Below are 25,340 nucleotides of genomic sequence, written 5' to 3' on the forward strand. Positions count from 1 at the left end.
GAGCACCATAACGGTGCACCCGAAGGCCGCCCAGCTACCCTGAAGAAGACCTGGCCCCGCCAAACATGGGGCCCTGCCCGATTCCGGGCACTGGCACGCAACTTGCTCACTTGTGAGGCAGGTTGCCCTGGCGGAGTATTCCGGCCGGCATCACCCGATACTGGGGCACAGAAAAAGCTCCCAGCTCTAATCCCTCCTGGAGGACAGCATGTCGTACAAGTCGCACCAACTGATCAAAGACCATGACGTGAAGTGGGTAGACCTGCGCTTCACCGATACCAAGGGCAAGCAGCAACACGTCACCATGCCGGCTCGCGACGCGCTGGACGATGAGTTCTTCGAAGCCGGCAAGATGTTCGACGGCTCCTCCATCGCCGGCTGGAAAGGCATCGAAGCCTCCGACATGATCCTGATGCCGGACGACAGCACCGCCGTCCTCGATCCGTTCACCGAAGAGCCGACCCTGATCCTGGTCTGCGACATCATCGAGCCGAGCACCATGCAAGGCTACGAGCGCGACCCGCGCAACATCGCCAAGCGCGCCGAGGAGTACCTGAAGTCCACCGGCATCGGCGACACCGTGTTCGTCGGCCCGGAGCCGGAGTTCTTCATCTTCGACGAAGTGAAGTTCAAGTCCGACATCTCCGGCTCGATGTTCAAGATCTTCTCCGAGCAGGCTTCCTGGAACACCGACGCCGACATCGAGTCCGGCAACAAGGGCCATCGCCCGGGCGTGAAGGGCGGCTACTTCCCGGTACCGCCGGTCGACCACGACCATGAAATCCGCACCGCCATGTGCAACGCCCTGGAAGAAATGGGCCTGGTGGTCGAAGTCCACCACCACGAAGTGGCAACCGCCGGCCAGAACGAGATCGGCGTGAAGTTCAACACCCTGGTCGCCAAGGCCGACGAAGTGCAGACCCTGAAGTACTGCGTGCACAACGTCGCCGACGCCTACGGCAAGACCGTGACCTTCATGCCGAAGCCGCTGTACGGCGACAACGGTTCGGGCATGCACGTGCACATGTCGATCTCCAAGGACGGCAAGAACACCTTCGCCGGCGAAGGCTATGCCGGCCTGTCCGAGACCGCCCTGTACTTCATCGGCGGCATCATCAAGCACGGCAAGGCCCTGAACGGCTTCACCAACCCCTCGACCAACTCCTACAAGCGCCTGGTCCCGGGCTTCGAAGCTCCGGTGATGCTGGCCTACTCGGCGCGCAACCGTTCCGCCTCGATCCGTATCCCCTACGTATCCAGCCCGAAGGCCCGCCGTATCGAAGCGCGCTTCCCGGACCCGGCAGCCAACCCCTACCTGGCCTTCGCCGCGCTGCTGATGGCCGGCCTGGACGGCATCCAGAACAAGATCCACCCCGGCGATGCCGCCGACAAGAACCTGTACGACCTGCCGCCGGAAGAGGCGAAGGAAATCCCGCAGGTTTGCGGCAGCCTGAAAGAGGCGCTGGAAGAGCTCGACAAGGGCCGCGCGTTCCTGACCAAGGGCGGCGTGTTCACCGACGAGTTCATCGATGCCTACATCGAGCTGAAGAGCGAAGAAGAGATCAAGGTGCGCACCTTCGTGCACCCGCTGGAATACGACCTGTACTACAGCGTCTGATCCACCCTTTCCTATAACAACGAGTCACCCTCTTGAGGCCTCCTTCGGGAGGCCTTTTTTATGGGCCGGACCATGGAGAAACGCAAAGTTCGCCGCGCCGTTCGGTTAGACTTGCCGCGCTCCCCGCCCCAAGGATAAGGACCGTCCATGCGTCACTCTCTCTGGCTCCTGCTTGCCGCCATCCTCAGCCTGCCCGCCCAGGCCGCCACCGAATGCCGCGATATCCACGACCGCGACCTGCGGCGCATGTGCAACGCACTGGAACGCGGCGACAGCGGGGATTGCGGCGACATCGACAGCCGCGACCTGCGGCGTTACTGCGGCGCGCTGCTGGCGCCGGGACAGCGCTACGACTGCGACGACATCCGCGACGGCGACACGCGCCGCCAGTGCCGCGCCATCGTCCGCGGCGACCGCAAGCGCTGCGACGACATCGACAGCCGCGACATGCGCCGCCAGTGCCGGGCCGTGGTATCGCGTGCGCCGTGGCAGTGCGACGGCATCGACGACCGCGACATGCGCCGCATCTGCCGGGTCATCCTGTCGCGCTAGATGCCGCCGTCCGCCGGCGTGCCCGGCTCGTCCGGTTCCGCGGATTTCGCCTTGGGCGCCCGGCTCAACTGTACGTTGAGACGCGGCATGGACAGTTCGAGGCCGGCCTGGTCGAGGCGCCGACGCAGGCGCAGGTTGAACGCCCGCTGGACCTCCCACTGCTTGATCGGCGCGGTCTTGAAGCGGAAGCGCAGGATCGCCTGGCCGTTGTCGAAACTCTCCACGCCCTGCAATTCCATCGGCGACCACAGGTTGCGGTAGACCGCCGGGTCGCTGCGCAGCTCCATCGCGACCTCGCGCACCAGCGCCACCGCGTCGTCGATCGGCATGCTCGCCGGCACCGGCCAGCGGAACATCGCGTAGCCGAACTGGCGCGAGTAGTTCTTGATGCTCTTGATCTCGCTGAACGGGATGGTATGCACCACGCCGTCCAGGTCGCGCAGGCGCACGGTACGGATAGTCAGGCCCTCGACCGTGCCAAGGTGGCCGCCGACGTCGACGTAGTCGTCGATCGACAGCGAGTCCTCGATGATGATGAACAGGCCGGTGATCAGGTCCGCCACCAGCGACTGCGCACCGAAGCCGATGGCCAGGCCGATCACGCCGGCACCGGCCAGCAGCGGGGTGACGTTCATGCCCATGTTGGCCAGGGCGACGATCAGGGCGATCACCGCGATGGTGGCGAACAGCACGTTGCGGATCAGCGGCAGCATGGTCAGCGCGCGGGTGTTCGGCCGGCTCTTGCCGCCCAGGCCGAGGCTGTGCTGGATCGCGGTATCGGTGAGGATCCAGATCAGCCAGGCGACCAGCAGGGTGGTGCCGAAGCTGACTACCTTCATGCTGATCTGCTCGCCCTCGCCTTCCGCATAGCGAATCAGCGACATGCCCCAGACGCGCAAGGCGACCTCGATGAAGAACAGCACCACGAAGATGTGCAGCAGGGTGTAGCCGAAGCTCTGCAACTGCTCGATGTACGGCGCGCTGCGGCGCGGGCCGGCGCCGACCCGACTGGAACGGCGGCGGATCAGCCCGATCACGGTCATCGCCACCACCGCCAGCACCGCGCAGACCAGCGCCCGGCGCAACGCCGAACTGCTGTCGCCGGCGGAAACGAAGGTGGCGAACAGGGAAATCCCCACCAGCACCAGCACCGGCACGAACCACAGCGAGCCGACCAGTTGCACCAGGTCGTGCAGGCTACGGCGCTTGAGGCGGCGCTCCAGCGGCTGGTTGCGGATCAGGTGGGCGATCGGCCGGCGGAAACGCATCACGAACAAGGCGGTGAACAGCGCGGCGCTGGCGTTGGCCAGGGTACTCAGGCAGATCGAGGTGTGCTCGCCGAGGCCGGCGATCAGCCGCGGATCGTGGGCGACCTCGCCCAGCGCGGCGAGGCTGCCGATCAGCCACAACGGGCGGAACGCCTGGCGCCGCAGGATATCCAGGGCGCGCTGGCGGTGCGGGCCGCTGAGCAGCGAGAGGGAAATCACGCACAGCGCGGAGAACAGCGTGCCGCAGACCAACACATAGGCCATGACCATCGCCAGGGTCTTGCTCAGGGAGTCCGGCAGCACCACCGACAGGTACAGGGTGATGAGGAAGGCCACCAGCCAGGGGCCCAGCTTGCGCAGGGAAAACAGCAGCAGGTCGCGGGTCTTCGGATGCTGCGGCAACTCCGCCGACAGGCCGAAGCGCTCGCGCATGCGCCGGCTGAGCCAGAGCAGCGCGCTAGCCAGGCAGGCCCAGAGGAGGATCACCACCGAAAAATCGAAGACCATCGCCGGCAGGTCGCGCCAGCTGGGAAAGCGCTCCTCGAGTTCGGCACGCGCCAGCTGGAACTGGTTGCCCCATAACGCGACCGGGCTGTTCGCGCCCTGGAACTGCTTTTCCAGGCTGGTCAGGGTATCGCCGATCAGCCCCAGCACCCCACCCTCGCTTTCCTTGCCTTTCTTGGTCACGTCCCGCAGCTGTTTCAGCTTTTTCAGCAGGTCGGCGCGCTGCCTGTCGTTCTCCAGGGTCTGGATGACCTGGTTCAGCGATTGTTCCAACTGCGCATCGCTGACCTTCTCGCCACCGGAGGAACTCCCCGCCAACGGGTTCGGCAGCGCCGCGGCGCCCGGCGGCGAGTAGAACAGGGCGGCGCAGAGGCACAGCAGCAGGGCCGCCAGGACGCGGGAGCGAAGGGTGAAGCGGGCGATGATCGGCACGAGAAAGGCAGTCCCCAAGGTGAGAAACCGAAACAGCCGCATCATACAAGCCGGACACCCGCCGTTTCGAACGGGGCCGCCGGCCGGCGGCGCAAGCACAGACACTCTGGCGCAACGAGGGTTCGCCCCGCCAGTGCCGGCTGAGACGAACGCAGCCGCGCGGCGGGGCACAGCGACCGCCAACGTGCCCCAGCGCACACCTTCGAATACCCGCATGCCGCACAATGCACGGCTTGCCAGCGCGCCGATGCGGTGCAACGCTTGGCAGGTTCACCCGGAGACCGTCCATGCGCCTGATCACCAGCTGCCTGCTCCTGGCCGCCGCCCTGCCGGCCATGGCGCAGATCTACCAATACACCGACGCCAACGGCAACAAGGTATTCACCAACCAGCCGCCAGACGGGGTGCAGGCGCAGACCGTCGAACTGCAGCCGACCAATACCGTAGGAATCGACACGCCGGAAAAGTCCTCCGCGGGCAATGCCCCGGCCGCCGATAGCGAGGCCGCCGCCTACGAGATCCTTGCCCTCAGCGACCTCCCCACGGAAGAGGCGCTGCGCGCCAACAACGGCACCTTCAACGTCAGCGTCAGCATCCGCCCGGCCCTGCACAGCGGCCACCAGTTGCAACTGGTGCTGGACGGCAAACCCTACGGCACGCCCAGCAGCGGCACCCGCTTCACCCTGCACGAGATCGACCGCGGCGACCACAGCCTCGCGGTACAGGTACTCAACGGCGAACGGGTGCTGCAATCCAGCCCGCCGGTGACCTTCACCGTGCAGCGCGTGCACCTCGGGAAGAAGCGATGATCCCGCGCGTTCTCGGCGCCTTCCTGCTGTGCCTGGCCTGCGCCGCGCAAGCGGGGGTCTACACCTACATCGACGCCGATGGCAACCGCGTCTACACCGACCAGCCGCCCAGCGGGCGCAAGGCCCAACGCGTCGAACTGGCGCCGGGCAACAGCGTGGCGCCGCCGGGCATACGCTATCGTCCGCCCGCCGCGCCGCTGGAGGTGAAGCCGCCGGCCTACCAGCTACTGCGCATCCTCTTCCCCGAACCGGACGCGACCCTGCGCGCCAACAGCGGCGACGTCATCGTCACCGTCACCAGCGAGCCGGCGCTGCTGCCCGGCCATCGCTATCGTCTGCTGCTCGACGGCAAGCCTGCCGGAGCGCCGGGACGCAGCCCGGTGTTCCCGTTGAAGAACCTCGATCGCGGTACCCACCAGGTCGCAGTGGAAATCATCGATGGCGACGGCATGACCGTCGAAAGCACCCCGAGCCAGCCCTTCCACCTGCATCGAGTGAGCATCGCCGGCCAACCCCTGCCGGAGGTCGATACGCCGCTGGTCAGCGCGGTACAGCCGAGCGGGCGCTAGCCGAACTTCCCCTGCCCACCCCGCCGTGGGCGGGATTTTCCGGTTTTTTTCCCGACTCTCCTGGCGAAAACGCCGCCGGCCACGCCAACGCACCAGATTGGTGCGATTACCCGCACCACTTTCTATACTGTCCCCATTTCGGGTCACCGCTCATCGCCGAAAACCTTCCCGGCGCACCTCTAGCCAGCGCCTCGGCAGAAAAAACGCGCCTTTTCGGCGCCTGGTTTGCTTTTTGCATTTTCCTGCCCAACCTTGGAACAGCTGCCCGCCATGCCGACCGATACCCTGCACCGACTGTTGCTCGACAACCTGACCACCGCGGTGATCCTGCTCAACGGCGAACTGCGCCTGGAGTACATGAACCCGGCGGCGGAGATGCTCCTGGCCGTGAGCGGCCAGCGCAGCCACGGGCAATTCATCAGCGAGCTGTTCACCGAATCGCCGGAAGCCTTGAACTCGCTGCGCCAGGCGGTGGAACAGGCACATCCGTTCACCAAGCGCGAAGCGACCCTGACCTCGATCACCGGCGTCAGCATCACGGTCGACTATGCGGTGACGCCCATCCTCAACCGCAACGAGACGCTGCTGCTGCTCGAGGTCCATCCGCGCGACCGGCTGATGCGGATCACCCGCGAAGAAGCGCAGTTGTCCAAGCAGGAGACCACCAAGCTGCTGGTGCGCGGGCTCGCCCACGAGATCAAGAACCCGCTCGGCGGCATCCGCGGCGCAGCGCAACTGCTATCCCGCGAGCTGCCGGAAGAGTCGCTGAAGGACTACACCAACGTCATCATCGAAGAAGCCGACCGGTTGCGGAACCTGGTGGACCGCATGCTCGGCTCGAACAAACTGCCGAACCTGGCGCCGACCAACATCCATGAAGTGCTGGAGCGGGTCAGCAGCCTGGTGGAAGCGGAGAGCCAGGGCAGCATCACCCTGGTCCGCGACTACGACCCGAGCATCCCCGACCTGCTGCTCGACCGCGAGCAAATGATCCAGGCCGTGCTCAACATGGTACGCAACGCCATGCAGGCGATCGCCGGGCAGAACGACCTGCGCCTCGGTCGCATCACCCTGCGCAGCCGTACCCTGCGCCAGTTCACCATCGGCCACACGCGTCACCGCCTGGTGTGCAAGGTGGAGATCATCGACAACGGCCCGGGCATCCCGGCCGAGCTCCAGGAAACCATCTTCTACCCCATGGTCAGCGGCCGTCCGGACGGTACCGGACTCGGCCTGGCCATCGCCCAGAACATCATCAGCCAGCACCAGGGGCTGATTGAATGCGAGAGCCACCCCGGCCATACCGTGTTCAGTCTGTTCCTGCCCCTGGAACAAGGAGTGCATTGACCATGAGCCGATCAGAGACCGTCTGGATCGTCGACGACGACCGCTCCATCCGCTGGGTACTGGAAAAGGCCCTGCAACAGGAAGGCATGACCACGGTGAGCTTCGACAGCGCCGACAGCGTCATCGGCCGCCTCGGCCGGCAGCAGCCGGACGTGATCATCTCCGATATCCGCATGCCCGGCGCCAGCGGCCTCGACCTGCTGGCGCAGATCCGCGAACTGCATCCGCGCCTGCCGGTGATCATCATGACCGCGCATTCCGACCTCGACAGCGCGGTGGCCTCCTACCAGGGCGGCGCCTTCGAATACCTGCCCAAGCCGTTCGACGTCGACGAGGCGGTCTCCCTGGTCAAGCGCGCCAACCAGCACGCCCAGGAGCAGCAGGGCCTGGAGCTGCCGGCGAACCAGGCGCGCACGCCGGAGATCATCGGCGAGGCGCCGGCGATGCAGGAGGTATTCCGCGCCATCGGCCGCCTCAGCCATTCCAACATCACCGTGCTGATCAACGGCGAATCGGGTACCGGCAAGGAGCTGGTCGCCCATGCCCTGCATCGCCACAGCCCGCGCGCAGCCTCGCCATTCATCGCGCTGAACATGGCGGCGATCCCCAAGGACCTGATGGAATCCGAGCTGTTCGGCCATGAGAAGGGCGCCTTCACCGGGGCCGCCGCCCAGCGCCGCGGACGCTTCGAGCAAGCCGATGGCGGCACCCTGTTCCTCGACGAGATCGGCGACATGCCGGCCGACACCCAGACCCGCCTGCTGCGCGTCCTGGCCGACGGCGAGTTCTACCGGGTCGGCGGGCACACGCCGGTGAAGGTCGACGTGCGGATCATCGCCGCCACCCACCAGAACCTGGAAAGCCTGGTGCGCGACGGCAAGTTCCGCGAGGACCTGTTCCATCGCCTGAACGTGATCCGCATCCACATCCCGCGGCTGGCCGACCGCCGCGAGGACATCCCGGCGCTGGCCCGGCACTTCCTCAGCCGCGCCGCCCAGGAGCTGGCGGTGGAACCCAAGCTGCTGAAGGCGGAAACCGAGGAGTACCTGAAGAACCTCGGCTGGCCGGGCAACGTCCGCCAACTGGAGAACACCTGTCGCTGGATCACCGTGATGGCCTCCGGCCGCGAGGTGCACATCGACGACCTGCCGCCGGAGCTGCTGACCCAGCCGCAGGACAGCGCGCCGGCGGCGAACTGGGAACAGGCCCTTCGCCAGTGGGCCGACCAGGCGCTGGGCCGCGGCCAGTCGAACCTGCTGGACAGCGCCGTGCCGGCCTTCGAACGGATCATGATAGAAACCGCCCTCAAGCACACCGCCGGCCGCCGCCGCGATGCCGCCGTGCTGCTCGGCTGGGGCCGCAATACCCTCACCCGCAAGATCAAGGAGCTGGGGATGAACGTCGATGGAGCCGACGACGAAGGCGACGACTGAAGCGCCACTGCTCCCATGAGCGACCCAACGGGGCCTTCGGGCCCCGTTTTTTAATGGTCCGTCGCGCGCCCGTGCCAAGCGAGACGCCGCCCCGGCCTCGGCAGAGCGCCCGCTCGGCACCGTCGATCAAACCGTGGCGTAGGGCGAATAACCGCATCGCGGTTATCCGCCGGTTCGGCGGGGCAGCGGCCCTTGCCCGGATTTTGGGCAGCGTGCACCAGCAGGCGACAAATCGGCATCAATCGCTGGCGGAAAAGCCCGCTCCGTCATTTTTCCGCAATCGACTTCCCACAAACCCCTGGGATGCCGCCAAGCCCTTGATCCACGGGCCTCCAGAGGCATTCATCACCAGCTCGCCCACAGACTTATCCACAACCTTTCAGGAAAGCGAGCGCGCCGCCAGCGTCTCATGAGAATTGGCACAGCCCCTGCATTGGAGCAGATAACGAAGATTTCGGGGGCCTCGGTACAGGCAGGCTGGGGAATCCCCTCTTTTACACCCGGCGGCAGACGCAGCATCCGCGCGCAACCGCCACACCCGTTTCGGGGACCTCGGTACAGGCAGGCTGAGAACTCCCCTCTTTTATGCCCGGCGGCAGCGCAGCGATCCGCGCCTCCGCCCTCCCGTTTGGGGACCTCGGTACAGGCAGGCTGAGAATTCCCCCTTTTATTCCCGGCCGTCGCGCTCCTGCAGTTCGACGACCAGGCGCCAGCCCTCGCCGTCCTCCGACCACTGCCAGCGCCCCTGCAAGGGGCGGGTCGAGACCAGGCTCAACAGCAGCGCCTTTCCCTCCTCGCGGACGCGCCAGCGCAACGGCTGGCCCAGCCATCGCCCGTCGCCCTGCTGCGCCGCGCCCCGGGCGACGATGCGCAACGTCAGGGCACCCTCCACCCGTGCCGCCGTAACCGCAGCCTGGCGATCGAAGCGCAGGACCAGGCCCTGCTCGCTCTCCCCGACCGCCAGCAGTTGCGGCGCAGACGTCGGCAGCGAAGCGGGACCGAACAACCTGCCGAGCATCAGCCCGAACAACAACCCGGCAAGCACCAGCGCACCCCAGACTTTCCAGCGCTGGCGCCGCAGATCGTCGATGGCGGAGGTAGAATGCCGCCCGTTATCTGCTCCGGAGCCCTGCATGTTCCACGTCATCCTGTTTCAACCGGAGATTCCTCCGAATACCGGCAACATTATCAGGCTCTGCGCCAACGCCGGATGCAGTCTGCACCTGATTGAGCCGCTCGGTTTCGAACTGGACGACAAGCGCTTGCGCCGTGCCGGCCTCGACTACCACGAATACGCCAGCGTACGCCGCTACCCGGATCTGCAGAGCTGCCTCGAGGCCCTCGGCCAGCCACGCCTGTTCGCCTTCACCACCAAGGGGTCGCGGGCCTTCCACGAAGTGGCCTACCAGCGCGGCGATGCCTTCCTCTTCGGCCCGGAAAGCCGCGGACTGCCGGAGGACGTGCGCAACGCCCTGCCAACCGATCGGCGCCTGCGCCTGCCGATGCGCGAAGGCTGCCGTAGCCTGAACCTGTCCAACACGGTGGCGGTGACCGTCTACGAAGCCTGGCGCCAGCTCGGCTTCGCCATGGACTGAGCCGGCCGGCAGGCATGAAAAAGCCCGCGCAAGGCGGGCTTTTTCGCAAGCGCTGGGCTTACTGGACCGACGGCGTCGGGATCTCGCCGGAGGCCTGCATGCGGGCGATTTCCTGGGCGTAGAGGGCGTCGAAGTTCACCGGCGACAGCATCAGCGCCGGGAACGAACCGCGTACCACCAGGTTGTCCAGGGCTTCGCGAGCGTACGGGAAGAGGATGTTCGGGCAGAACGCGCCGAGGGTATGGCTCATGCTCGACGGATCGAGGTTCTTGATCAGGAAGATGCCGGCCTGCTGCACTTCGGCGATGAAGGCAGTGGTGTCCTCGCCGTTCTTCACGGTCACCGATACGGTCAGGACCACTTCGTAGAAGTCGCCGTCCAGCTGCTTCTGGCGAGTGTTCAGGTCCAGGCTGATGGACGGGTTCCATTCCTGGCGGAAGATTTCCGGGGACTTCGGCGACTCGAACGACAGGTCGCGCAGGTAGATGCGCTGCAGGGAGAACTGGGGTTGCTGCTCGTCGGCAGCGCCGTTGGTAGCTTGCTCGGTCATTTTCGGGCCTTCCCTTGGGTCAATTCATGAATGGTTTCAGGCAGACAGCAGCGCGTCCAGCTTGCCGGCGCGCTCCAGTGCATGAAGGTCGTCGCAGCCGCCGACATGGGTCTCGCCGATCCAGATCTGCGGCACGGTGGTCGATCCCGCCTTGCGTGCCAGCTCGGCGCGCAGTTCGGGCTTGCCGTCGCAGGCGATCTCCTGGAAGTCCACGCCCTTGCGTTGCAGCAACTGCTTGGCGCGGATGCAGTACGGACACCAGGCGGTGGTGTAGATCACGACGGGCGGCATGTCACTTCACCAGCGGCAGGTTGTCGCCGCGCCAGCTGCCGATCCCGCCGGACAGCTTGGCGGCGTTGAAGCCGGCCTTCTTCAGGACGCCGCCCCAGGTGCCGGAGTGCTGGCCCATGGCGTCGACCAGGATGATGGTCTTGCCCTTGTACTTTTCCAGTTCGGTCATGCGGCTGTTCAGCTTGTCGGCCGGGATGTTCAGCGCGTCGACGATGTGCCCGCTAGCGAACTCCTTGGCCGGACGGATATCCAGGACCACCGCCTGGTCGGCATTGACCAGCGCGGTCAGCTCGCGGGTCGACAGGCTCTTGCCGCCCTTGCGCAGCTCGTGCAGCAACAGCAGGACCAGCAGGACCAGCAGCGCCGCGACCAGCAGGTAGTGGTTGGTGGCGAACTCGATCAGACGGGAAACGAATTGCATGGTGACGGATATCCAGGGCGTAAAAATGCCGGCCAGTATACAGACCGCGCCGGCCAGGGGGGAACCCGCCGGGCGGCGCCCCGCTCGGCTCCAGGAAATGGCGTCGCGGGAAACTTCACGGTTAGAATGCCGGTCCTTTTCTGTGAAGCTGGCCAGTTCCGGCCCGGGCACGGTTCGGGCGGGACAGAGGGAGCGAGGATAGCGGCATTCGGTTGCGGATCGGCGTCATCGGTTTAATCAATCAGCCTCTTCCTACGTCTTGAACGACAATGTTCCCACTAAATTTGGTCAGTTTCTGAACCCCGCGGAAATAGAGCCGGACATATGACTGCCACGCCCAAACCCCTGGTCCTGATCATCCTGGACGGCTTCGGCCACAGCGAAAGCCCTGACTACAACGCCATCTACGCCGCGAAGAAGCCGGTCTGGGATCGCCTCCTGGCAACCCAGCCGCACGGCCTGATCTCCGGCTCCGGCATGGACGTCGGCCTGCCCGACGGCCAGATGGGCAATTCCGAGGTCGGCCACATGAACCTCGGCGCAGGCCGCGTGGTGTACCAGGACTTCACCCGCGTCACCAAGGCCATCCGCGACGGCGAATTCTTCGAAAACCCGGTGATCGCCGCGGCGGTCGACAAGGCCGTCGCCGCCGACAAGGCGGTGCACATCCTCGGCCTGCTCTCCCCGGGCGGCGTACACAGCCATGAAGACCACCTGGTGGCAATGGCGCAGATGGCCGCCAGGCGCGGCGCCGGCAAGATCTACCTGCATGCCTTCCTGGATGGCCGCGATACCCCGCCGAAAAGCGCGCAACCGTCGCTGGAGCGTCTCGACGCCACCTTCGCCGGGCTCGGCAAGGGCCGCATCGCCTCGATCATCGGCCGCTATTTCGCGATGGACCGCGACAACCGCTGGGACCGCGTCCAGGCCGCCTATGAACTGATCGTCGACGGCAAGGCCGAGTTCACCGCCGACTCCTCGGTGGCAGCCCTCGAGGCCGCCTACGCCCGCGGCGAGAGCGACGAATTCGTCAAGGCCACCGCGGTGGTCCCGGCCGGCGCCGAAGCGGTGCGGGTCGAGGATGGCGACGCGGTGATCTTCATGAACTTCCGCGCCGACCGCGCCCGCGAGCTGAGCCGCGCCTTCGTCGAGCCGGCATTCAATGAGTTCCCCCGCGAACGAGCCCCGCAACTGGCAGGTTTCGTCATGCTGACCCAGTACGCGGCGAGCATCCCGGCGCCCTGTGCCTTCCCGCCGGAGCCGCTGACCAACGTCCTCGGCGAATACCTGGCCAAGCATGGCAAGACCCAGCTGCGCATCGCCGAGACCGAGAAGTACGCCCATGTGACCTTCTTCTTCTCCGGCGGCCGCGAGGAACCCTACGAAGGCGAGGAGCGCATCCTGATCCCCTCGCCGAAGGTCGCCACCTACGACCTGCAGCCCGAGATGAGCGCGCCGGAAGTCACCGACCGTATCGTCGAGGCCATCGAGCAACAGCGCTACGACGTGATCGTGGTCAACTACGCCAACGGCGACATGGTCGGCCACACCGGCGTGTTCGAGGCCGCGGTCAAGGCCGTGGAGTGCCTGGACACCTGCATGGGCCGTATCGTCGAGGCGCTGGACAAGGTCGGCGGCGAAGCCCTGATCACCGCCGACCACGGCAATGTCGAGCAGATGGAAGACGAGTCCACCGGCCAGGCGCACACCGCGCACACCTGCGAACCGGTGCCCTTCGTCTACGTCGGCAAGCGCAAGCTGAGCATCCGCGAAGGCGGCGTGCTGGCCGACGTGGCGCCGACCATGCTGACCCTCATGGGGCTGGAGCAGCCGGCGGAAATGACCGGTCGCAGCATCGTCACCCTCGGCTGATCCGCGAACGACGAACTCCCGCGCAGGGCGGATAACCGCGTCGCGGTTATCCGCCGCTTCTGCAGGCCATCGACGGATAACGCCTGCGACGTTATCCGCCGTAGCGGGCCGGGCGCCGCGCCCCGTTTCCACGACGCCACCTTCCCCGCTTTAACGCTGCCGATCGGCCGACAGGCCTGGCCACGCGGCGTCGAGACGTGTGCCGCGGTTTTCATTTTCCGCGTCTCCCCCCCTGCCTCCCGCTACGTCGCCGAGGCCCGTGCTAGCCTTGCCCGCGCTGTCTTTTCCATCTGCCCTACAAGGATTTCCGCCGATGTGGTTCCTCCTCGCCACCTCGCTCCTCGCCCTGTCCTTCCAGCGCCTGCTGGCTCTCGCCTTGCTGCTCGCGACCTGCTGCCTCGCCTTCTACGACGGAGTTCTCGCTCCGCCTGCGGTCGCCGCCCTGGCTGTACTGGGCGTCCTCGCCCTGTTGCGCCGGCGCCTGGCGGCACGCCGCGCCTGGGCCCTGGGCCTGGAGCTGCTGCTGGTCGCCGGCGCGGTGGGCCTTTTCCTGCACCTGCTACCCGGCTTCGCCAACCCCAGGGTCCTGGACAAGGCGGTGGTCGGCCCGCAGAGCCTGCCGTTCACCATGTACTTCAACTTCGACAAGGCACTGGTGCCGTTCCTGCTACTGGCCTGCCTGCCGAGCCTGTTCCGCGACGAAGCCCGCGCTCCCGGCCGCCCCTGGCACTGGCTGCTGCTCGTGGCGGCGGTGCCGGCGCTGCTTCTGCTGGCTGTCGGCGTCGGCCTGCTGCGGCCGGAACTCCACGCGCCGGCCTGGCTCTGGCAGTTCGTCCTGGCCAACCTGTTCTTCGTTTCCCTTGCCGAGGAAGCGCTGTTCCGCGGCTACCTGCAGCAACGCCTGGGCCAATGGCTGGGCCCCTGGCCCGCCCTGGCGCTGGCCTCGGCGCTGTTCGGCCTGGCGCACTTCGCCGGCGGCCCGCTGCTGATGCTGTTCGCCGGCCTCGCCGGGCTGATCTACGGGTTGGCCTGGCTGTGGAGCGGCCGCCTGTGGGTGGCGACGCTGTTCCACTTCGGGCTGAACCTGACGCATCTGCTGCTGTTCACCTACCCGCTCTACAGACCCGCCTGATGCCCGTGGCCTTCGTCGTCGACGACATCCGCCGCTGCCATCCGGCTGAAATACGTGGAAGCGCCCCACAGCGCGCGGTGCGGGGCGTTTTTTTTAACGGCGGCCACGGGCATACTAGGCCGGTCCAATTCCCAGGTGCCCGCCACCCCATGCTCCGCCTCCTTCCTCTCCTGCTATCCCTCGCCTGTCTCGCTCCGGCCTTCGCCGACGAGCGCGCCGACACCCAACGCCAGCTGGAACAGACGCAGAAGGACATCGGCGAGCTGAAGAAGCTGCTGGACGGCATCCAGCAGGAAAAGAGCGGCGTGCAGAAGCAGCTGAAGTCCACCGAGACCGAGATGGGCGACCTGGAAAAACAGATCAAGGCCCTGCAGGACGAGCTGGACAAGAGCGAAGCCGAGCTGAAACGGCTGGATGGGGAGAAAAAAAAACTCCAGGACGCGCGCATTGAGCAGCAGCGCCTCCTCGCCATCCAGGCCCGCGCGGCCTACCAGAGTGGACGCGAGGAATACCTGAAGCTGCTGCTGAACCAGGAACACCCGGAAAAATTCAGCCGCACCCTCACCTACTACGACTACATCAACAAAGCCCGTCTCGAACAGCTCGCCAGCTTCAACGAAACCCTCCGCCAGCTGGCCAACGTCGAGCAGGACATCTCTGCGCAGAAAGCCGAACAACTGAGCAAGCAAGGCGAGCTGGACAGCCGCCGCGAGGCGCTGGCAGCGACCCGCAAGGAGCGCCAGCAAGCCCTGGCCAAGCTGAACAGCGACTACCGCGAACGCGACCAGAAGCTCAAGTCCCGCCAACAGGACCAGGCCGAGCTGGCCAAGGTACTGCGGACCATCGAGGAAACCCTGGCCCGCCAGGCCCGCGAAGCCGCCGCCGCGGCGGAGCGCGAGCGCCAGCGCGCGCTGGCCGCCGAACGCGAGCGTGCGCGCCAGCAGCAGGCCGCCCCCGGACGAGTCACCAGCCCGCCGCGCGAACCTGCGCCGGGCCCGCTGGTCTCAAGCACTGGCGCGGTCTACGGCGGCGCGTTCGGCTCGGCCCGCGGCAAGCTGCCGTGGCCGGTGAATGGCCGCGTCGTGGCGCGCTTCGGCAGCCAGCGCGGCGACGATCCGCGGGCGAAATGGGACGGCGTACTGATTTCGGCGAGCGCCGGCAGCACCGTCCGCGCGGTGCACGGCGGACGCGTGGTATTCGCCGACTGGTTGCGCGGAGCCGGCCTGTTGGTCATCCTCGACCACGGTGGCGGCTACCTCAGCCTTTATGGCCATAATCAAAGCCTGCTGAAAGACGCCGGCGACACCGTGAAGGCCGGAGACCCGATCGCCACCGTTGGAACCAGCGGCGGCCAGAGTAGCCCGGCCGTGTACTTCGCCATTCGCCATCAGGGCCGCCCGGCGGACCCTACTACCTGGTGCCGCGCACAGGGATAGGCGCCGAACTCGTGATTAGGAGCTGAACATGCTGCATTGCTTCCGTCCCACCACCCTGGCGCTGGCCCTGCTGCTCGGCGCGGGCGCGGCCCAGGCTGCCGACGCCCCGGCCGACGCCGCGCCACTGGCCAACGGTAGCAGTGCCCCGCTGCCCCTCGACGAGCTGCGTACCTTCGCCGAGGTTCTCGACCGGGTGAAGGCCGCCTATGTCGAGCCAGTGGACGACAAGACCCTGCTGGAGAACGCCATCAAGGGCATGCTCAGCAACCTCGACCCGCACTCCGCCTACCTCGGCCCGGAGGACTTCGCCGAGCTGCAGGAAAGCACCAGCGGCGAGTTCGGCGGCCTGGGCATCGAGGTCGGCAGCGAAGACGGCTTCATCAAGGTGGTCTCGCCGATCGACGACACCCCCGCGGCCCGCGCCGGCATCCAGCCCGGCGACCTGATCGTGCAGATCGACGGCAAGCCGACCAAGGGCCAGTCGATGACCGAAGCGGTCGACAGCATGCGCGGCAAGGCCGGCTCCCCGATCACCCTGACCATCGTCCGCGATGGCGGCAGACCGTTCGACGTCGAACTCAAGCGCGCCATCATCAAGGTCAAGAGTGTCAAGAGCCAGGTCCTCGAACCCGGCTACGCCTACCTGCGCATCACCCAGTTCCAGGTCAACACCGGCGAGGAAGTGGTCAAGGCGCTGAACCAGCTGCGCAAGGACAACAAGGGCCGTCTCAAGGGCCTGGTCCTGGACCTGCGCAACAACCCCGGCGGCGTGCTGCAGTCCGCCGTCGAGGTAGCCGACGCCTTCCTCACCAAGGGCCTGATCGTCTACACCAAGGGCCGCATCGCCAACTCCGAGCTGCGCTTCAGCGCCGACCCGGCCGATCCCAGCGACAAGGTTCCGCTGGTGGTGCTGATCAACGGTGGCAGCGCCTCGGCGGCGGAAATCGTCGCCGGTGCCCTGCAGGACCAGAAGCGCGCGATCCTGATGGGCACCGACAGCTTCGGCAAGGGCTCGGTGCAGACCGTGCTGCCGCTGAACAACGACCGCGCCCTGAAGCTCACCACCGCGCTCTACTACACCCCCAACGGGCGCTCCATCCAGGCCCAGGGGATCGTTCCGGACATCGAAGTCGGACGCGCCAAGGTGACCCAGGAGCGGAGCAGCTTCGAGGGCTTCAAGGAAGCCGACCTGCAGGGCCACCTGGCCAACGGCAACGGCGGTGCCGACCGCCCCACCGGCAAGCGTGCCGCGCCGAGCGAGCGCCCGCAGGATTCCGACTACCAGCTCAGCCAGGCCCTTAGCCTGCTGAAAGGCCTGAGCGTCACCCGCGGCAACTGATGTCGGCGTTTCGCGTTGCCCTGCTGGGCCTGTGCCTGCTGTTCAACCAGGCCCAGGCCCGCCAGGACCCCGCCCCCTACCAGCGCCCGCCGCTGCTGACCGTGGTCATCGATGACCTCGGGCAGAACCTGGCGCGCGACCGCCGGGTCCTCGACCTGCCCCCCGGCGTAACCCTGGCGATCATCCCGGAAACCCCGCATGCCGCCGAACTGGCCCGCGAGGCGCACCAGCGCGGGCGCACGGTGATCCTGCACATGCCGATGGACCCGGCCGGCGGTCCCTACGCCTGGCGGCCGGAGCTGACCCAGGAAGAGCGTGCGCGGCGGCTGGACGCGGCGCTGGCCAAGGTGCCGTTCGTGCAAGGCCTGAACAACCACGAGGGCAGCCGCATGACCGCGGTGCGCCCGGCGATGGCCTGGCTCGCCGAGGAACTCCAGCGTCGCGGCCTGTACCTGGTCGACAGCCGCACCAGCGCCGCCACCGTGGCCGCCAGCGAGGCGCAGCGGATCGGCCTGGCGAGCGTCTCGCGCGATGTGTTCCTCGACAACGAAGCCACACCGGAAGCGGTCTCCGCACAACTGCAGGCCGGCGTCGCCCTGGCCCGCAAGCAGGGTTCGGCGTTGCTCATCGGCCACCCGCACAAGGCCACCCTCGACGTGCTGGCGCGGGAGCTGCCGAAGCTGCGCGCCCAGGGCATCGAGCTGGTACCGCCGCAGATGCTCATCGGCGAGCGCGGCAACCGCAACGTCAACCCACGCCAGGCGCCGCACTGAAGCCGGGTTTACCGGCGTCGCGGCAGCGGTTAAGGTGACGTCCTCGTCATTCCTGCACGGACGCACCGATGGCCCGCCCTTCCCCTCCCATGCCCCTGCTCGCCGCCGCCCTGCTGGTCGCAGGCGCGATTCCCCTCGGTTTCATCTGGATCCTCACCAGCGCCAAGTTCGAGATAGGCGGCGCCAGCCCCGGCGAGAGCACCGTCGGCAAGGTCGAGAACATCGACCAGCGCGCCATGGAGCAATTCTGCACCGGCGTGCGGGCGACGCCCGCCGGCACCTGGCTGGTAGGCCGGCGCGAGGTCGGCCGCGACGAGCAGGCTCTGCCCGAGGGCGTCATCGACCTGGACCTGGTGGCGGCCGCCCAGCCCAGGGAAGAAGAGTCCGAACCCCACCTCTTCAACTTCCTCAACGGCATGCTGCTATCCGGCGGCGATCCGGAAACCACCTATGTCTCGCGCCTGGGCGCGGACGGCGTGTTCCACGAAGTGGCGCGGCTCGGCGAGACCGCCTGCCTGGAAGTCACGCCGGACGGTTCCAGCGTCTTCCTGCTCACCGGCCTGCGGCGCCCGGGCAAGGACAACGGTCAGCGCGAGCAGACAGTGGTGCTGCGCAGCGACGACCAGGGCAAGAGCTGGCGGCGGCTCGAGGAAGGCTTCATGGCCGAGGCGAATCGACTGGGCTGGGCTCTCGCACCGCGCTTCCACGGCAAGGACGAAGTCTGGGTCTGGGGTGATTTCGAATACGGCGGTGCCGATGGCGGCCGGGAACCCGGCCAGCCGAGCGGGCTGTTCTATTCGCCCGACCGCGGCGCCAGTGTCGAGTCGATCGCCACCTCCGCGCCGCTGCTGGTCGACCTCGCCTACGCCCGCGAGTTGGCGCCGAACGGCGTCAGCTGGGGCGACTACAACGGCAAGCACGGGCAGATCAAGGCACACGTCGCTCAACTGGACGCGGAGCGTGCCGCGATCTGGGTAAGCCAGACCTTCCGCTATGGCCCACCCGAGGGGCGCTACCTGACCAGCTCGATATTGGTCACCACCCAGGCCGAACTGCGCCGCGAGGGCGGACGCTGGCGGATGGGCGCGATCCGGCGCACCGACGGCGTGGCCGTCGAGCGCCTGGAACAGAACACGGACGGTCGGGTTATCGCAGTGCTCGATCACCCGGACGAATCGCGCTCGCTGATCGCCGAGCTCGATCGCGACGCGCTCGAATGGAAGATCACCGGCAAGCTGCCCAGCCCGTTCTGGCCCCTGCCGTCCAGTTCCGGGCTGCGCGAGTTCTACATGGGCAGGAATGTGCTGCTGGCCAACACCATGAGCCACTACGAAGTGCCGCTGTGGCTGTATCCCGACGAGGAGCCGGCGAGCGTCTCCGCCAACGCGGTGTACTACTCGGACGACTGGGGCTCATCCTGGCGCCGCCTGGACATCGCCGGCTACCTCGGCGTGCTCGGCTTCGACGAGGCGCACGACCGGGTGTTCTGGGCCCGCGGCAACTGGTACGACAGCCGCGACCTCGGCGTCCAGGCCTACGACCTGGACTGAGCCCCCTCGCCGCGCCGGCGGAGGGGCGCCCGCCAGTCAGAGGTAGTTGGCGACGGCTTCGTCGACGAAGCCTTCCTGGCGCATCTGCTCCAGGGCCTTTTGCAGGCGCTCCACCACCTCGTCCGGAGTGTCCTTGTTCAACGCCAGGTAGAGCTTGGCCTCGTTGAAACGCAGCACCGTCTGCAGGCCGGACACGCCTTCCTGCTTGGCCAGGTAGCGGCCGACCGGATCGGTGGTGGCCCACAGGTCGATCTGCCCGCCGGTAAGCTTCTTCACGTTTTCCTGGTCGCGCAGGGCGTTGATCACCGGGATGCCCTGGGCCTCCAGGTGCTGGCTGACCGCGTCGTTCTTGTAGGCGCCGAGCTTGTAGCGGGCGGCGTCCTTGAGATTCTTCACGGCGATCTTGCTGCCGGCCGGCGCCAGCAACACCCAACTGGTGTCGGCCAGCGGGCCGACCCATTTGAACTGCGGCACCCGCTCGGGGGTGTAGGTCATGGAGAACAGCCCGTAGCCGGGCTTGTCCAGGGTCAACCGGTACAGGCGGTCCCAGGGGAAGCGCAGGCTCAGGGAATAGCCGATGCCGGCGCGCCTGAACATCTCCCGGACGATGTCGGCACTGATGCCGTCGATGCCGTCGTCGCGGGCGAAGTTCTTGTCGTCCACCGCCATGTTGAAGGGCGGGAAGTTCTCGGTCAGCAGCACCACCTTGTAGTCGGCGGGCAATTCGGCACGGGCCGCGGAGGCCCCCAGCAACACCCCCAGGATCAGGGTCTGGATCAGGACTTTCAGCATGGTCACACCGCTCGCTTGGTTATCGTTATTGGCTAGCGGCATCCCTGCGTCAGGACGAAATACCTGGCTCGTCGGCCTTCCATGGCATTGCCGGCGGGGCCGGCAAAGGCGTTTCCCCGCCCGGCCCCCTGTTGGCCGGACGGAGCGAATCAGAGATAGCTGTTGAGGATGTCCTCGACGAAGCCTTCCTTGCGCATGCCGTCCAGGGCTGCCTGGAGCTTCTGCACCACTTCGTCGGGAGTCTCGCGGTTGAGCGCCAGGTACAGCTGGTCGCTGTTGAAGCGCAGCACCGTCTTCAGGCCGGTCACGCCTTCCTGCTTGGCCAGGTAGCGCCCGGCGGGATCGCCGCTGGCCCAGAGGTCGATCTGGCCCTTGACCAGCTTCTGCGCGTTTTCCTGGTCGCGTAGCGCCAGGTCGGCCTCGAAACCGTTCTTGCCGAGGAACTCGGCGATGGCATCGCCCTTGTAGGCGCCGATCCGGTATTTCTTCGCCTCGTCCAGGCTGCCCAGGGTGATCGGGCTGTCGCCCTTGGCCAGCAGCACCCAGTCGTCCGGGCCGATCGGACCAACCCACTTGAACTTGTCCTCGCGCTCGGCCAGGCGGGCGGTGACGAACACCCCGTAGCCGGGCTTCTCCAGCGCCAGCTTGTAGATGCGGTCCCAGGGGAAACGCAGGGTCAGGCTGTACTTGATGCCGGCGCGCTTGAACATCTCGCGGACGATATCCACGGCGATGCCGTCGATGTTGTCTTCCTGGGCGAAGTTCTTGCCGTTGATCGCCATGTTGTACGGCGGGAAGTTCTCCGTGAGCAGGACCATGCTGTAGTCGGGATCGGTTTCGGCGCGCGCGCCGCCGACCAGCAGCAGGGTTGCGAGCAGCGCGAAGAGCAGGCTTCTTTGCATTGTTGTCATCCTGTCAGGGGCCTGGAGCGAGGCAGAATAACCAGCGCCGCGCCGCCAGGCCAGCCTTTTGCCAGCATCGCCGGCGAGGCGTCAGTAGCGCTCGCGGATCTGCTTCAACAAGCCTTCGCTGCGCAGCGCGTCGACCGCCGTTTGCAACTTCTGCACCAGCTCGTCCGGGGTGTCCTTGTTCAGCGCCAGGAACAGCTCGGCGGTATGGAAACGCTGGACCACCTTCACCTCCTTGAGGCCCTCGCGCTGGGCGACGTAGCGCCCGCTCGGATCGGCGGTGACCCAGAGATCGATCTGCCCGCTGGCCAGCTTGTCGACGTTCTCGTTGTCGCGCAGCGCCAATTGCACCTGCAGGCCGCGGTCGACCAGGTGCTGGCTGATGGCGTCGTTCTTGTAGCCGCCGATGCGATAGCGCGCGGCGTCTTCCAGGCTGTTCAGGTGGATGCTGCTGTCGCCGCGGGCCATCAGTACCCAGTCGTTGACCGCCAGCGGGCCGACCCACTTGAACTTGTCCTCGCGCTCCGGCGTACGGGCGGTGGAAAACACGCCATAGCCGGGCTCGCTCAGCGCCTGCTGGTAGACCCGGTCCCAGGGGAAACGCAGGATCAGCTGGCACTCGATCTGCGCGCGCTCGCAGGCGGCGCGCACGGTATCGGTGCTGATGCCGCTGATGCCATCGTCCTTGGCGTAGTTGCCGCCGTTCACCGCCATGTTGAACGGCACTAGGTTCTCGGTCAGCAGGACCAGGGTTTCGGCGCGCGCCAGGGCGCTAGCGCATAGCAGGGCCAGGCTGCCGACGCAGCCGAGAGCCAGACGGAAGATGGACATGGAGGACTCCCTGTCGGTCGCAATGTTTGTCGTTATGGCAGGGCATCGGCGCTCTAGCGGCACCTGATGCGGGGGGCGTGACTGTACCTGAAAGAAAGCCGCGCGAGTGTCGACTCGCGCTCAGGAATGGCTAGCCGATCACCGGCCCTGTGCGCTGCGGCGCAACGTGCCTCAGCGCACCACGATACCGCGGCTGCCCAGGTAGGCCTTGGCTTCCGGCACGGTGTACTCGCCGAAGTGGAAGATGCTCGCCGCGAGCACCGCGTCGGCCTTGCCCTCGAGGATGCCGGCGGCCAGGTGCTCCAGGTTGCCGACGCCGCCGGAAGCGATCACCGGCACGTTCACCGCCTCGCTGATGGCGCGGGTCACGCCCAGGTCGTAACCGCTCTTCACGCCGTCCTGGTCCATGCTGGTCAGGAGAATCTCGCCGGCGCCCAGGTCTTCCATCTTCTTCGCCCAGAGCACGGCATCCAGCCCGGTGGGCTTGCGCCCGCCATGGGTGAAGATTTCCCAGCGCGGCGCCTCGCCCGGGGCGGAAACCTTCTTCGCATCGATGGCGACCACGATGCACTGCGAGCCGAAGCGGTCGGCGGCCTCACCGACGAACTCGGGGTTGAACACCGCAGCGGTGTTGATCGAGACCTTGTCCGCGCCGGCATTCAACAGGTTGCGGATGTCCTGCACGCTGCGTACGCCGCCGCCCACGGTCAGCGGAATGAACACCTGGCTAGCCATGCGCTCGACGGTATGCAGGGTGGTGTCGCGCCCGTCGACGCTGGCGGTGATGTCGAGGAAGGTGATCTCGTCGGCACCCTGCTCGTCGTAACGGCGGGCGATCTCGACCGGGTCGCCGGCGTCGCGGATGTTCTCGAACTTGACGCCCTTGACCACTCGGCCATTGTCCACGTCGAGGCAGGGGATGATGCGTTTTGCCAGTGCCATGCGGTTCGCCTCAGGCCTTGAAGTTGTCGCACAGCGCCTGGGCTTCGGCCACGTCCAGGGTGCCTTCGTAGATCGCCCGGCCGGTGATGGCGCCGATGATCCCCGGGGTGCGGGCGTCCAGCAGCTTCTGGATGTCGCCGAGATTGTGGATGCCGCCGGAGGCGATCACCGGGATCCGCGTGGCATTGGCCAGCGCGGCGGTAGCCTCGACGTTGCAGCCCTGCATCATGCCGTCCTTGGAAATATCCGTGTAGACGATGGCGGACACCCCGTCGGCCTCGAAGCGACGGGCCAGGTCGATCACCTGGACTTCGCTGACCTCGGCCCAGCCGTCGGTGGCGACGAAACCGTCCTTGGCATCCAGGCCGACGATGACCTTGCCCGGGAAGGCGCGGCAGGCCTCGCCGACGAACTCAGGCTGCTTGACCGCCTTGGTGCCGATGATGACGTAGCTGACGCCGGCGCGAACGTAATGCTCGATGGTTTCCAGCGAGCGGATGCCGCCACCGATCTGGATCGGCAGGTCCGGGTAGCGACGGGCGATGGCGGTGACCACCTCGCCGTTGACCGGCTTGCCTTCGAAAGCGCCGTTCAGGTCCACCAGGTGCAAGCGGCGGCAACCGCCATCGACCCATTTGGCGGCCATCGCCACCGGATCGTCGGAGAAGACCGTGGCGTCTTCCATCAGGCCCTGGCGCAGACGCACGCAGGCGCCGTCTTTCAAGTCGATCGCGGGAATGATCAGCATCGGTGAACCCTGTTCAAGTCTGTATTCGGTGGGCAGGCGCGCGGAAACTCAACTCTTTTCCAGCGCCCAGACATCGCTCTCGATGCTTTCGAACCGTTCCTTCAGGTACGACTGCACGTCGAGGATGGCCTTGTTGTAGAAGTACGGGGCGAACTCGCGGGCGAAGAAATCGAGCAGTTCCTCGGCTTCGAAGGAACCCAGCTCCAGTTCGAAGCGGTCCTCCATGAAGTGCTTGATCGCCAGTACCGCGTCCTGGGTCTGCGCGGCGTCCAGCTGGAGGATCGGCGTCTTGCTCTTCGCCCTGGCCATGGCCTACCAGCGCCCGTCCCAGGCCACGAAGTTCTGCAGCAGTTGCAGGCCGTGGGTATGGCTCTTTTCCGGGTGGAACTGCACGGCGAAACGCGAGCCTTCGGCCAGCGCGGCGGCGAAATCGACGCCGTAGTGCCCGTGCCCCACCACCTGGCGCGGGTTACCGGCCTCGATGTAATAGCTGTGCACGAAGTAGAAGCGCGCCTGGTCGGGAATCTCGTGCCACAGCGGGTGCTCCACCGCCTGGCTCACCTGGTTCCAGCCCATGTGCGGCACCTTCAGGTGCTCGCCGGCTTCGTGCAGGTCCTTGCCGAAGAAGCGCACCTGGCCGGGGAACAGACCGATGCAGTCGACCCCGTCGTTCTCCTCGCTGCGCTCCAGCAATGCCTGCATGCCGACGCAGATGCCGAGGAACGGGCGGTCCTGGCTGACCTCACGGACCAGGGCGTCGAAGCCCAGGCGGCGGATCTCGGCCATGCAGTCGCGGATCGCGCCAACCCCGGGGAACACCACCCGGTCGGCCTCGCGGATCACCGCCGCGTCGCTGCTAACCAGCACCCGGCCGGCACCGACGTGCTCAAGGGCCTTGGCCACCGAGTGCAGGTTGCCCATGCCGTAGTCGATCACGGCTACCGTCTGCATCACAGGCACCCTTTGGTCGACGGCATCTGCCCGGCCATCCGCTCGTCCAGCTCGATGGCCATGCGCAGCGCGCGGCCGAAGGCCTTGAACACGGTCTCGATCTGGTGGTGGGTGTTGTGCCCGCGCAGGTTGTCGATGTGCAGGGTCACCTGGGCGTGGTTGACGAAGCCCTGGAAGAATTCCATGAACAGGTCGACGTCGAAGCCGCCGACGCTGGCACGGGTAAAGGGAACGTGCATCTGCAGGCCGGGCCGCCCGGAGAAGTCGATGACCACCCGCGACAGCGCCTCGTCGAGGGGCACGTAGGCGTGGCCGTAGCGGCGGATGCCCTTCTTGTCGCCGATGGCCTTGGCGAAGGCCTGGCCGAGGGTGATGCCGATGTCCTCGACGGTGTGGTGATCGTCGATATGCAGGTCGCCCTTGCACTCGATGTCCAGGTCGATCAGGCCGTGGCGGGCGATCTGGTCCATCATGTGGTCAAGGAAGGGAACCCCGGTATCGAACCGGGCCTTGCCGGTCCCATCCAGGTCGATGGAGACCTTGATCTGGGTCTCCAGGGTGTCGCGCGCGACGGATGCCTTGCGTTCGGCCATCACCAGCTCCACAGCTAACACTGCACGTAATTATAAGAGGGCCAGCATTATAGGCAGGCCCGGGCTGGCGCTGCCAGCCGCGAC

26 protein-coding genes are annotated in these 25,340 nt (G+C 66.6%); 13 read left to right on the forward strand and 13 right to left on the reverse strand.

Annotated features, from left to right (window positions below):
* Window positions 1-208: 208 nt before the first annotated feature.
* Both glnA and LE197_RS25450 read left to right on the forward strand, forming a co-directional pair.
* On the forward strand, window positions 209-1,618 hold the full coding sequence (glnA, locus tag LE197_RS25445) for a glutamate--ammonia ligase (protein WP_003096016.1): 1,410 nt from the start codon (window positions 209-211) through the stop codon (window positions 1,616-1,618).
* A 147-nt stretch (window positions 1,619-1,765) separates the two neighbouring features.
* A complete protein-coding gene (locus tag LE197_RS25450; RefSeq protein WP_003096019.1) occupies window positions 1,766-2,170 on the forward strand; it encodes a hypothetical protein in 405 nt (134 codons plus the stop codon).
* On the opposite strand, the gene LE197_RS25455 is transcribed toward LE197_RS25450, so the two are convergent.
* On the reverse strand, window positions 2,167-4,374 hold the full coding sequence (locus LE197_RS25455; RefSeq protein ID WP_003104646.1) for a mechanosensitive ion channel family protein: 2,208 nt from the start codon (window positions 4,372-4,374) through the stop codon (window positions 2,167-2,169). The two genes, LE197_RS25450 and LE197_RS25455, sit on opposite strands and share 4 nt — an antisense overlap.
* 287 nt (window positions 4,375-4,661) lie before the next feature.
* Here LE197_RS25455 and LE197_RS25460 point away from each other — a divergent pair, with 287 nt between their 5' ends.
* The 4 genes from LE197_RS25460 (at window position 4,662) to ntrC (ending at window position 8,532) form a co-directional block, all read left to right on the forward strand.
* On the forward strand, window positions 4,662-5,183 hold the full coding sequence (locus LE197_RS25460; protein WP_003104660.1) for a DUF4124 domain-containing protein: 522 nt from the start codon (window positions 4,662-4,664) through the stop codon (window positions 5,181-5,183).
* Window positions 5,180-5,752: a DUF4124 domain-containing protein gene (locus LE197_RS25465; protein ID WP_023088661.1), complete on the forward strand. Its 573-nt coding sequence runs from the start codon at window positions 5,180-5,182 to the stop codon at window positions 5,750-5,752. The genes LE197_RS25460 and LE197_RS25465 overlap by 4 nt, the downstream gene beginning before the upstream one ends.
* 270 nt (window positions 5,753-6,022) lie before the next feature.
* Window positions 6,023-7,099 carry a two-component system sensor histidine kinase NtrB gene (ntrB, locus tag LE197_RS25470; protein ID WP_003096033.1) on the forward strand — a complete coding sequence of 359 codons (1,077 nt, stop codon included), beginning with the start codon at window positions 6,023-6,025 and terminating at the stop codon, window positions 7,097-7,099.
* Between the two features lie 2 nt (window positions 7,100-7,101).
* The gene (gene ntrC / locus LE197_RS25475; RefSeq protein ID WP_003104661.1) at window positions 7,102-8,532 is read left to right on the forward strand and encodes a two-component system response regulator NtrC; all 1,431 of its coding nucleotides are present in this window, start codon (window positions 7,102-7,104) and stop codon (window positions 8,530-8,532) included.
* A 667-nt stretch (window positions 8,533-9,199) separates the two neighbouring features.
* Here ntrC and LE197_RS25480 read toward each other — a convergent pair.
* The gene (locus tag LE197_RS25480; protein WP_003096038.1) at window positions 9,200-9,667 is read right to left on the reverse strand and encodes a hypothetical protein; all 468 of its coding nucleotides are present in this window, start codon (window positions 9,665-9,667) and stop codon (window positions 9,200-9,202) included.
* Between LE197_RS25480 and trmL the strand changes: the two genes are divergently transcribed.
* Window positions 9,666-10,127, forward strand: coding sequence for a tRNA (uridine(34)/cytosine(34)/5-carboxymethylaminomethyluridine(34)-2'-O)-methyltransferase TrmL (gene trmL / locus LE197_RS25485; protein WP_003096047.1), 462 nt, complete (start codon window positions 9,666-9,668; stop codon window positions 10,125-10,127). The genes LE197_RS25480 and trmL overlap by 2 nt on opposite strands.
* 58 nt (window positions 10,128-10,185) lie before the next feature.
* Here trmL and secB read toward each other — a convergent pair whose 3' ends face one another.
* From secB to LE197_RS25500, 3 genes are read right to left on the reverse strand one after another with little or no spacing between them, the layout of a single operon-like run.
* The gene (gene secB, locus LE197_RS25490; protein WP_003096050.1) at window positions 10,186-10,677 is read right to left on the reverse strand and encodes a protein-export chaperone SecB; all 492 of its coding nucleotides are present in this window, start codon (window positions 10,675-10,677) and stop codon (window positions 10,186-10,188) included.
* Between the two features lie 36 nt (window positions 10,678-10,713).
* Complete coding sequence (gene grxC, locus LE197_RS25495; protein WP_003096057.1) at window positions 10,714-10,968, reverse strand: glutaredoxin 3; 255 nt, start codon at window positions 10,966-10,968, stop codon at window positions 10,714-10,716.
* Between the two features lies 1 nt (window position 10,969).
* Window positions 10,970-11,389: a rhodanese-like domain-containing protein gene (locus LE197_RS25500; protein WP_003096058.1), complete on the reverse strand. Its 420-nt coding sequence runs from the start codon at window positions 11,387-11,389 to the stop codon at window positions 10,970-10,972.
* Between the two features lie 324 nt (window positions 11,390-11,713).
* Here LE197_RS25500 and gpmM point away from each other — a divergent pair, with 324 nt between their 5' ends.
* The 6 genes from gpmM (at window position 11,714) to LE197_RS25530 (ending at window position 19,491) form a co-directional block, all read left to right on the forward strand.
* Window positions 11,714-13,261 (forward strand): 2,3-bisphosphoglycerate-independent phosphoglycerate mutase, encoded by a 1,548-nt coding sequence (gene gpmM, locus LE197_RS25505; RefSeq protein WP_010793679.1) that lies wholly within the window; start codon window positions 11,714-11,716, stop codon window positions 13,259-13,261.
* Window positions 13,262-13,574: 313 nt separating this feature from the next.
* Window positions 13,575-14,393, forward strand: coding sequence for a CPBP family intramembrane glutamic endopeptidase (locus LE197_RS25510; protein WP_004365496.1), 819 nt, complete (start codon window positions 13,575-13,577; stop codon window positions 14,391-14,393).
* 149 nt (window positions 14,394-14,542) lie between these two features.
* Window positions 14,543-15,829 (forward strand): murein hydrolase activator EnvC family protein, encoded by a 1,287-nt coding sequence (locus tag LE197_RS25515; RefSeq protein WP_003123645.1) that lies wholly within the window; start codon window positions 14,543-14,545, stop codon window positions 15,827-15,829.
* Between the two features lie 28 nt (window positions 15,830-15,857).
* Window positions 15,858-17,168, forward strand: coding sequence for a proteolytic complex protein CptA (gene cptA / locus LE197_RS25520; RefSeq protein WP_003096067.1), 1,311 nt, complete (start codon window positions 15,858-15,860; stop codon window positions 17,166-17,168).
* Entirely contained in the window at window positions 17,168-17,941 is a 774-nt protein-coding gene (locus LE197_RS25525) for a divergent polysaccharide deacetylase family protein (RefSeq protein ID WP_003118013.1), read from the forward strand. The genes cptA and LE197_RS25525 overlap by 1 nt, the downstream gene beginning before the upstream one ends.
* A 68-nt stretch (window positions 17,942-18,009) precedes the next feature.
* Window positions 18,010-19,491, forward strand: a complete 1,482-nt coding sequence (locus LE197_RS25530) for a hypothetical protein (protein ID WP_017148656.1) — start codon at window positions 18,010-18,012, stop codon at window positions 19,489-19,491.
* A gap of 36 nt (window positions 19,492-19,527) precedes the next feature.
* Here LE197_RS25530 and LE197_RS25535 read toward each other — a convergent pair whose 3' ends face one another.
* From LE197_RS25535 to hisB, 8 genes are all read right to left on the reverse strand, one after another.
* On the reverse strand, window positions 19,528-20,283 hold the full coding sequence (locus LE197_RS25535; protein WP_003096075.1) for a substrate-binding periplasmic protein: 756 nt from the start codon (window positions 20,281-20,283) through the stop codon (window positions 19,528-19,530).
* A 149-nt stretch (window positions 20,284-20,432) separates the two neighbouring features.
* Entirely contained in the window at window positions 20,433-21,185 is a 753-nt protein-coding gene (locus LE197_RS25540) for a substrate-binding periplasmic protein (protein WP_003106330.1), read from the reverse strand.
* 90 nt (window positions 21,186-21,275) lie between these two features.
* Complete coding sequence (locus tag LE197_RS25545) at window positions 21,276-22,022, reverse strand: substrate-binding periplasmic protein (RefSeq protein ID WP_003106332.1); 747 nt, start codon at window positions 22,020-22,022, stop codon at window positions 21,276-21,278.
* A gap of 171 nt (window positions 22,023-22,193) precedes the next feature.
* Window positions 22,194-22,964 (reverse strand): imidazole glycerol phosphate synthase subunit HisF, encoded by a 771-nt coding sequence (gene hisF, locus LE197_RS25550; RefSeq protein WP_023108851.1) that lies wholly within the window; start codon window positions 22,962-22,964, stop codon window positions 22,194-22,196.
* Window positions 22,965-22,974: 10 nt separating this feature from the next.
* Window positions 22,975-23,712 carry a 1-(5-phosphoribosyl)-5-[(5-phosphoribosylamino)methylideneamino]imidazole-4-carboxamide isomerase gene (gene hisA, locus LE197_RS25555; RefSeq protein WP_003106336.1) on the reverse strand — a complete coding sequence of 246 codons (738 nt, stop codon included), beginning with the start codon at window positions 23,710-23,712 and terminating at the stop codon, window positions 22,975-22,977.
* A gap of 48 nt (window positions 23,713-23,760) precedes the next feature.
* Window positions 23,761-24,021 (reverse strand): DUF2164 domain-containing protein, encoded by a 261-nt coding sequence (locus LE197_RS25560; protein WP_023108852.1) that lies wholly within the window; start codon window positions 24,019-24,021, stop codon window positions 23,761-23,763.
* Between the two features lie 3 nt (window positions 24,022-24,024).
* The gene (gene hisH / locus LE197_RS25565) at window positions 24,025-24,663 is read right to left on the reverse strand and encodes an imidazole glycerol phosphate synthase subunit HisH (RefSeq protein WP_003096087.1); all 639 of its coding nucleotides are present in this window, start codon (window positions 24,661-24,663) and stop codon (window positions 24,025-24,027) included.
* Entirely contained in the window at window positions 24,663-25,256 is a 594-nt protein-coding gene (gene hisB / locus LE197_RS25570) for an imidazoleglycerol-phosphate dehydratase HisB (RefSeq protein WP_003096088.1), read from the reverse strand. The genes hisH and hisB overlap by 1 nt, the downstream gene beginning before the upstream one ends.
* Between the last annotated feature and the right edge of the window lie 84 nt (window positions 25,257-25,340).

It is taken from the genome of Pseudomonas sp. PS1(2021) (assembly GCF_020405165.1).
In the GTDB taxonomy this organism is placed as follows: Bacteria; Pseudomonadota; Gammaproteobacteria; order Pseudomonadales; family Pseudomonadaceae; genus Pseudomonas; species Pseudomonas aeruginosa.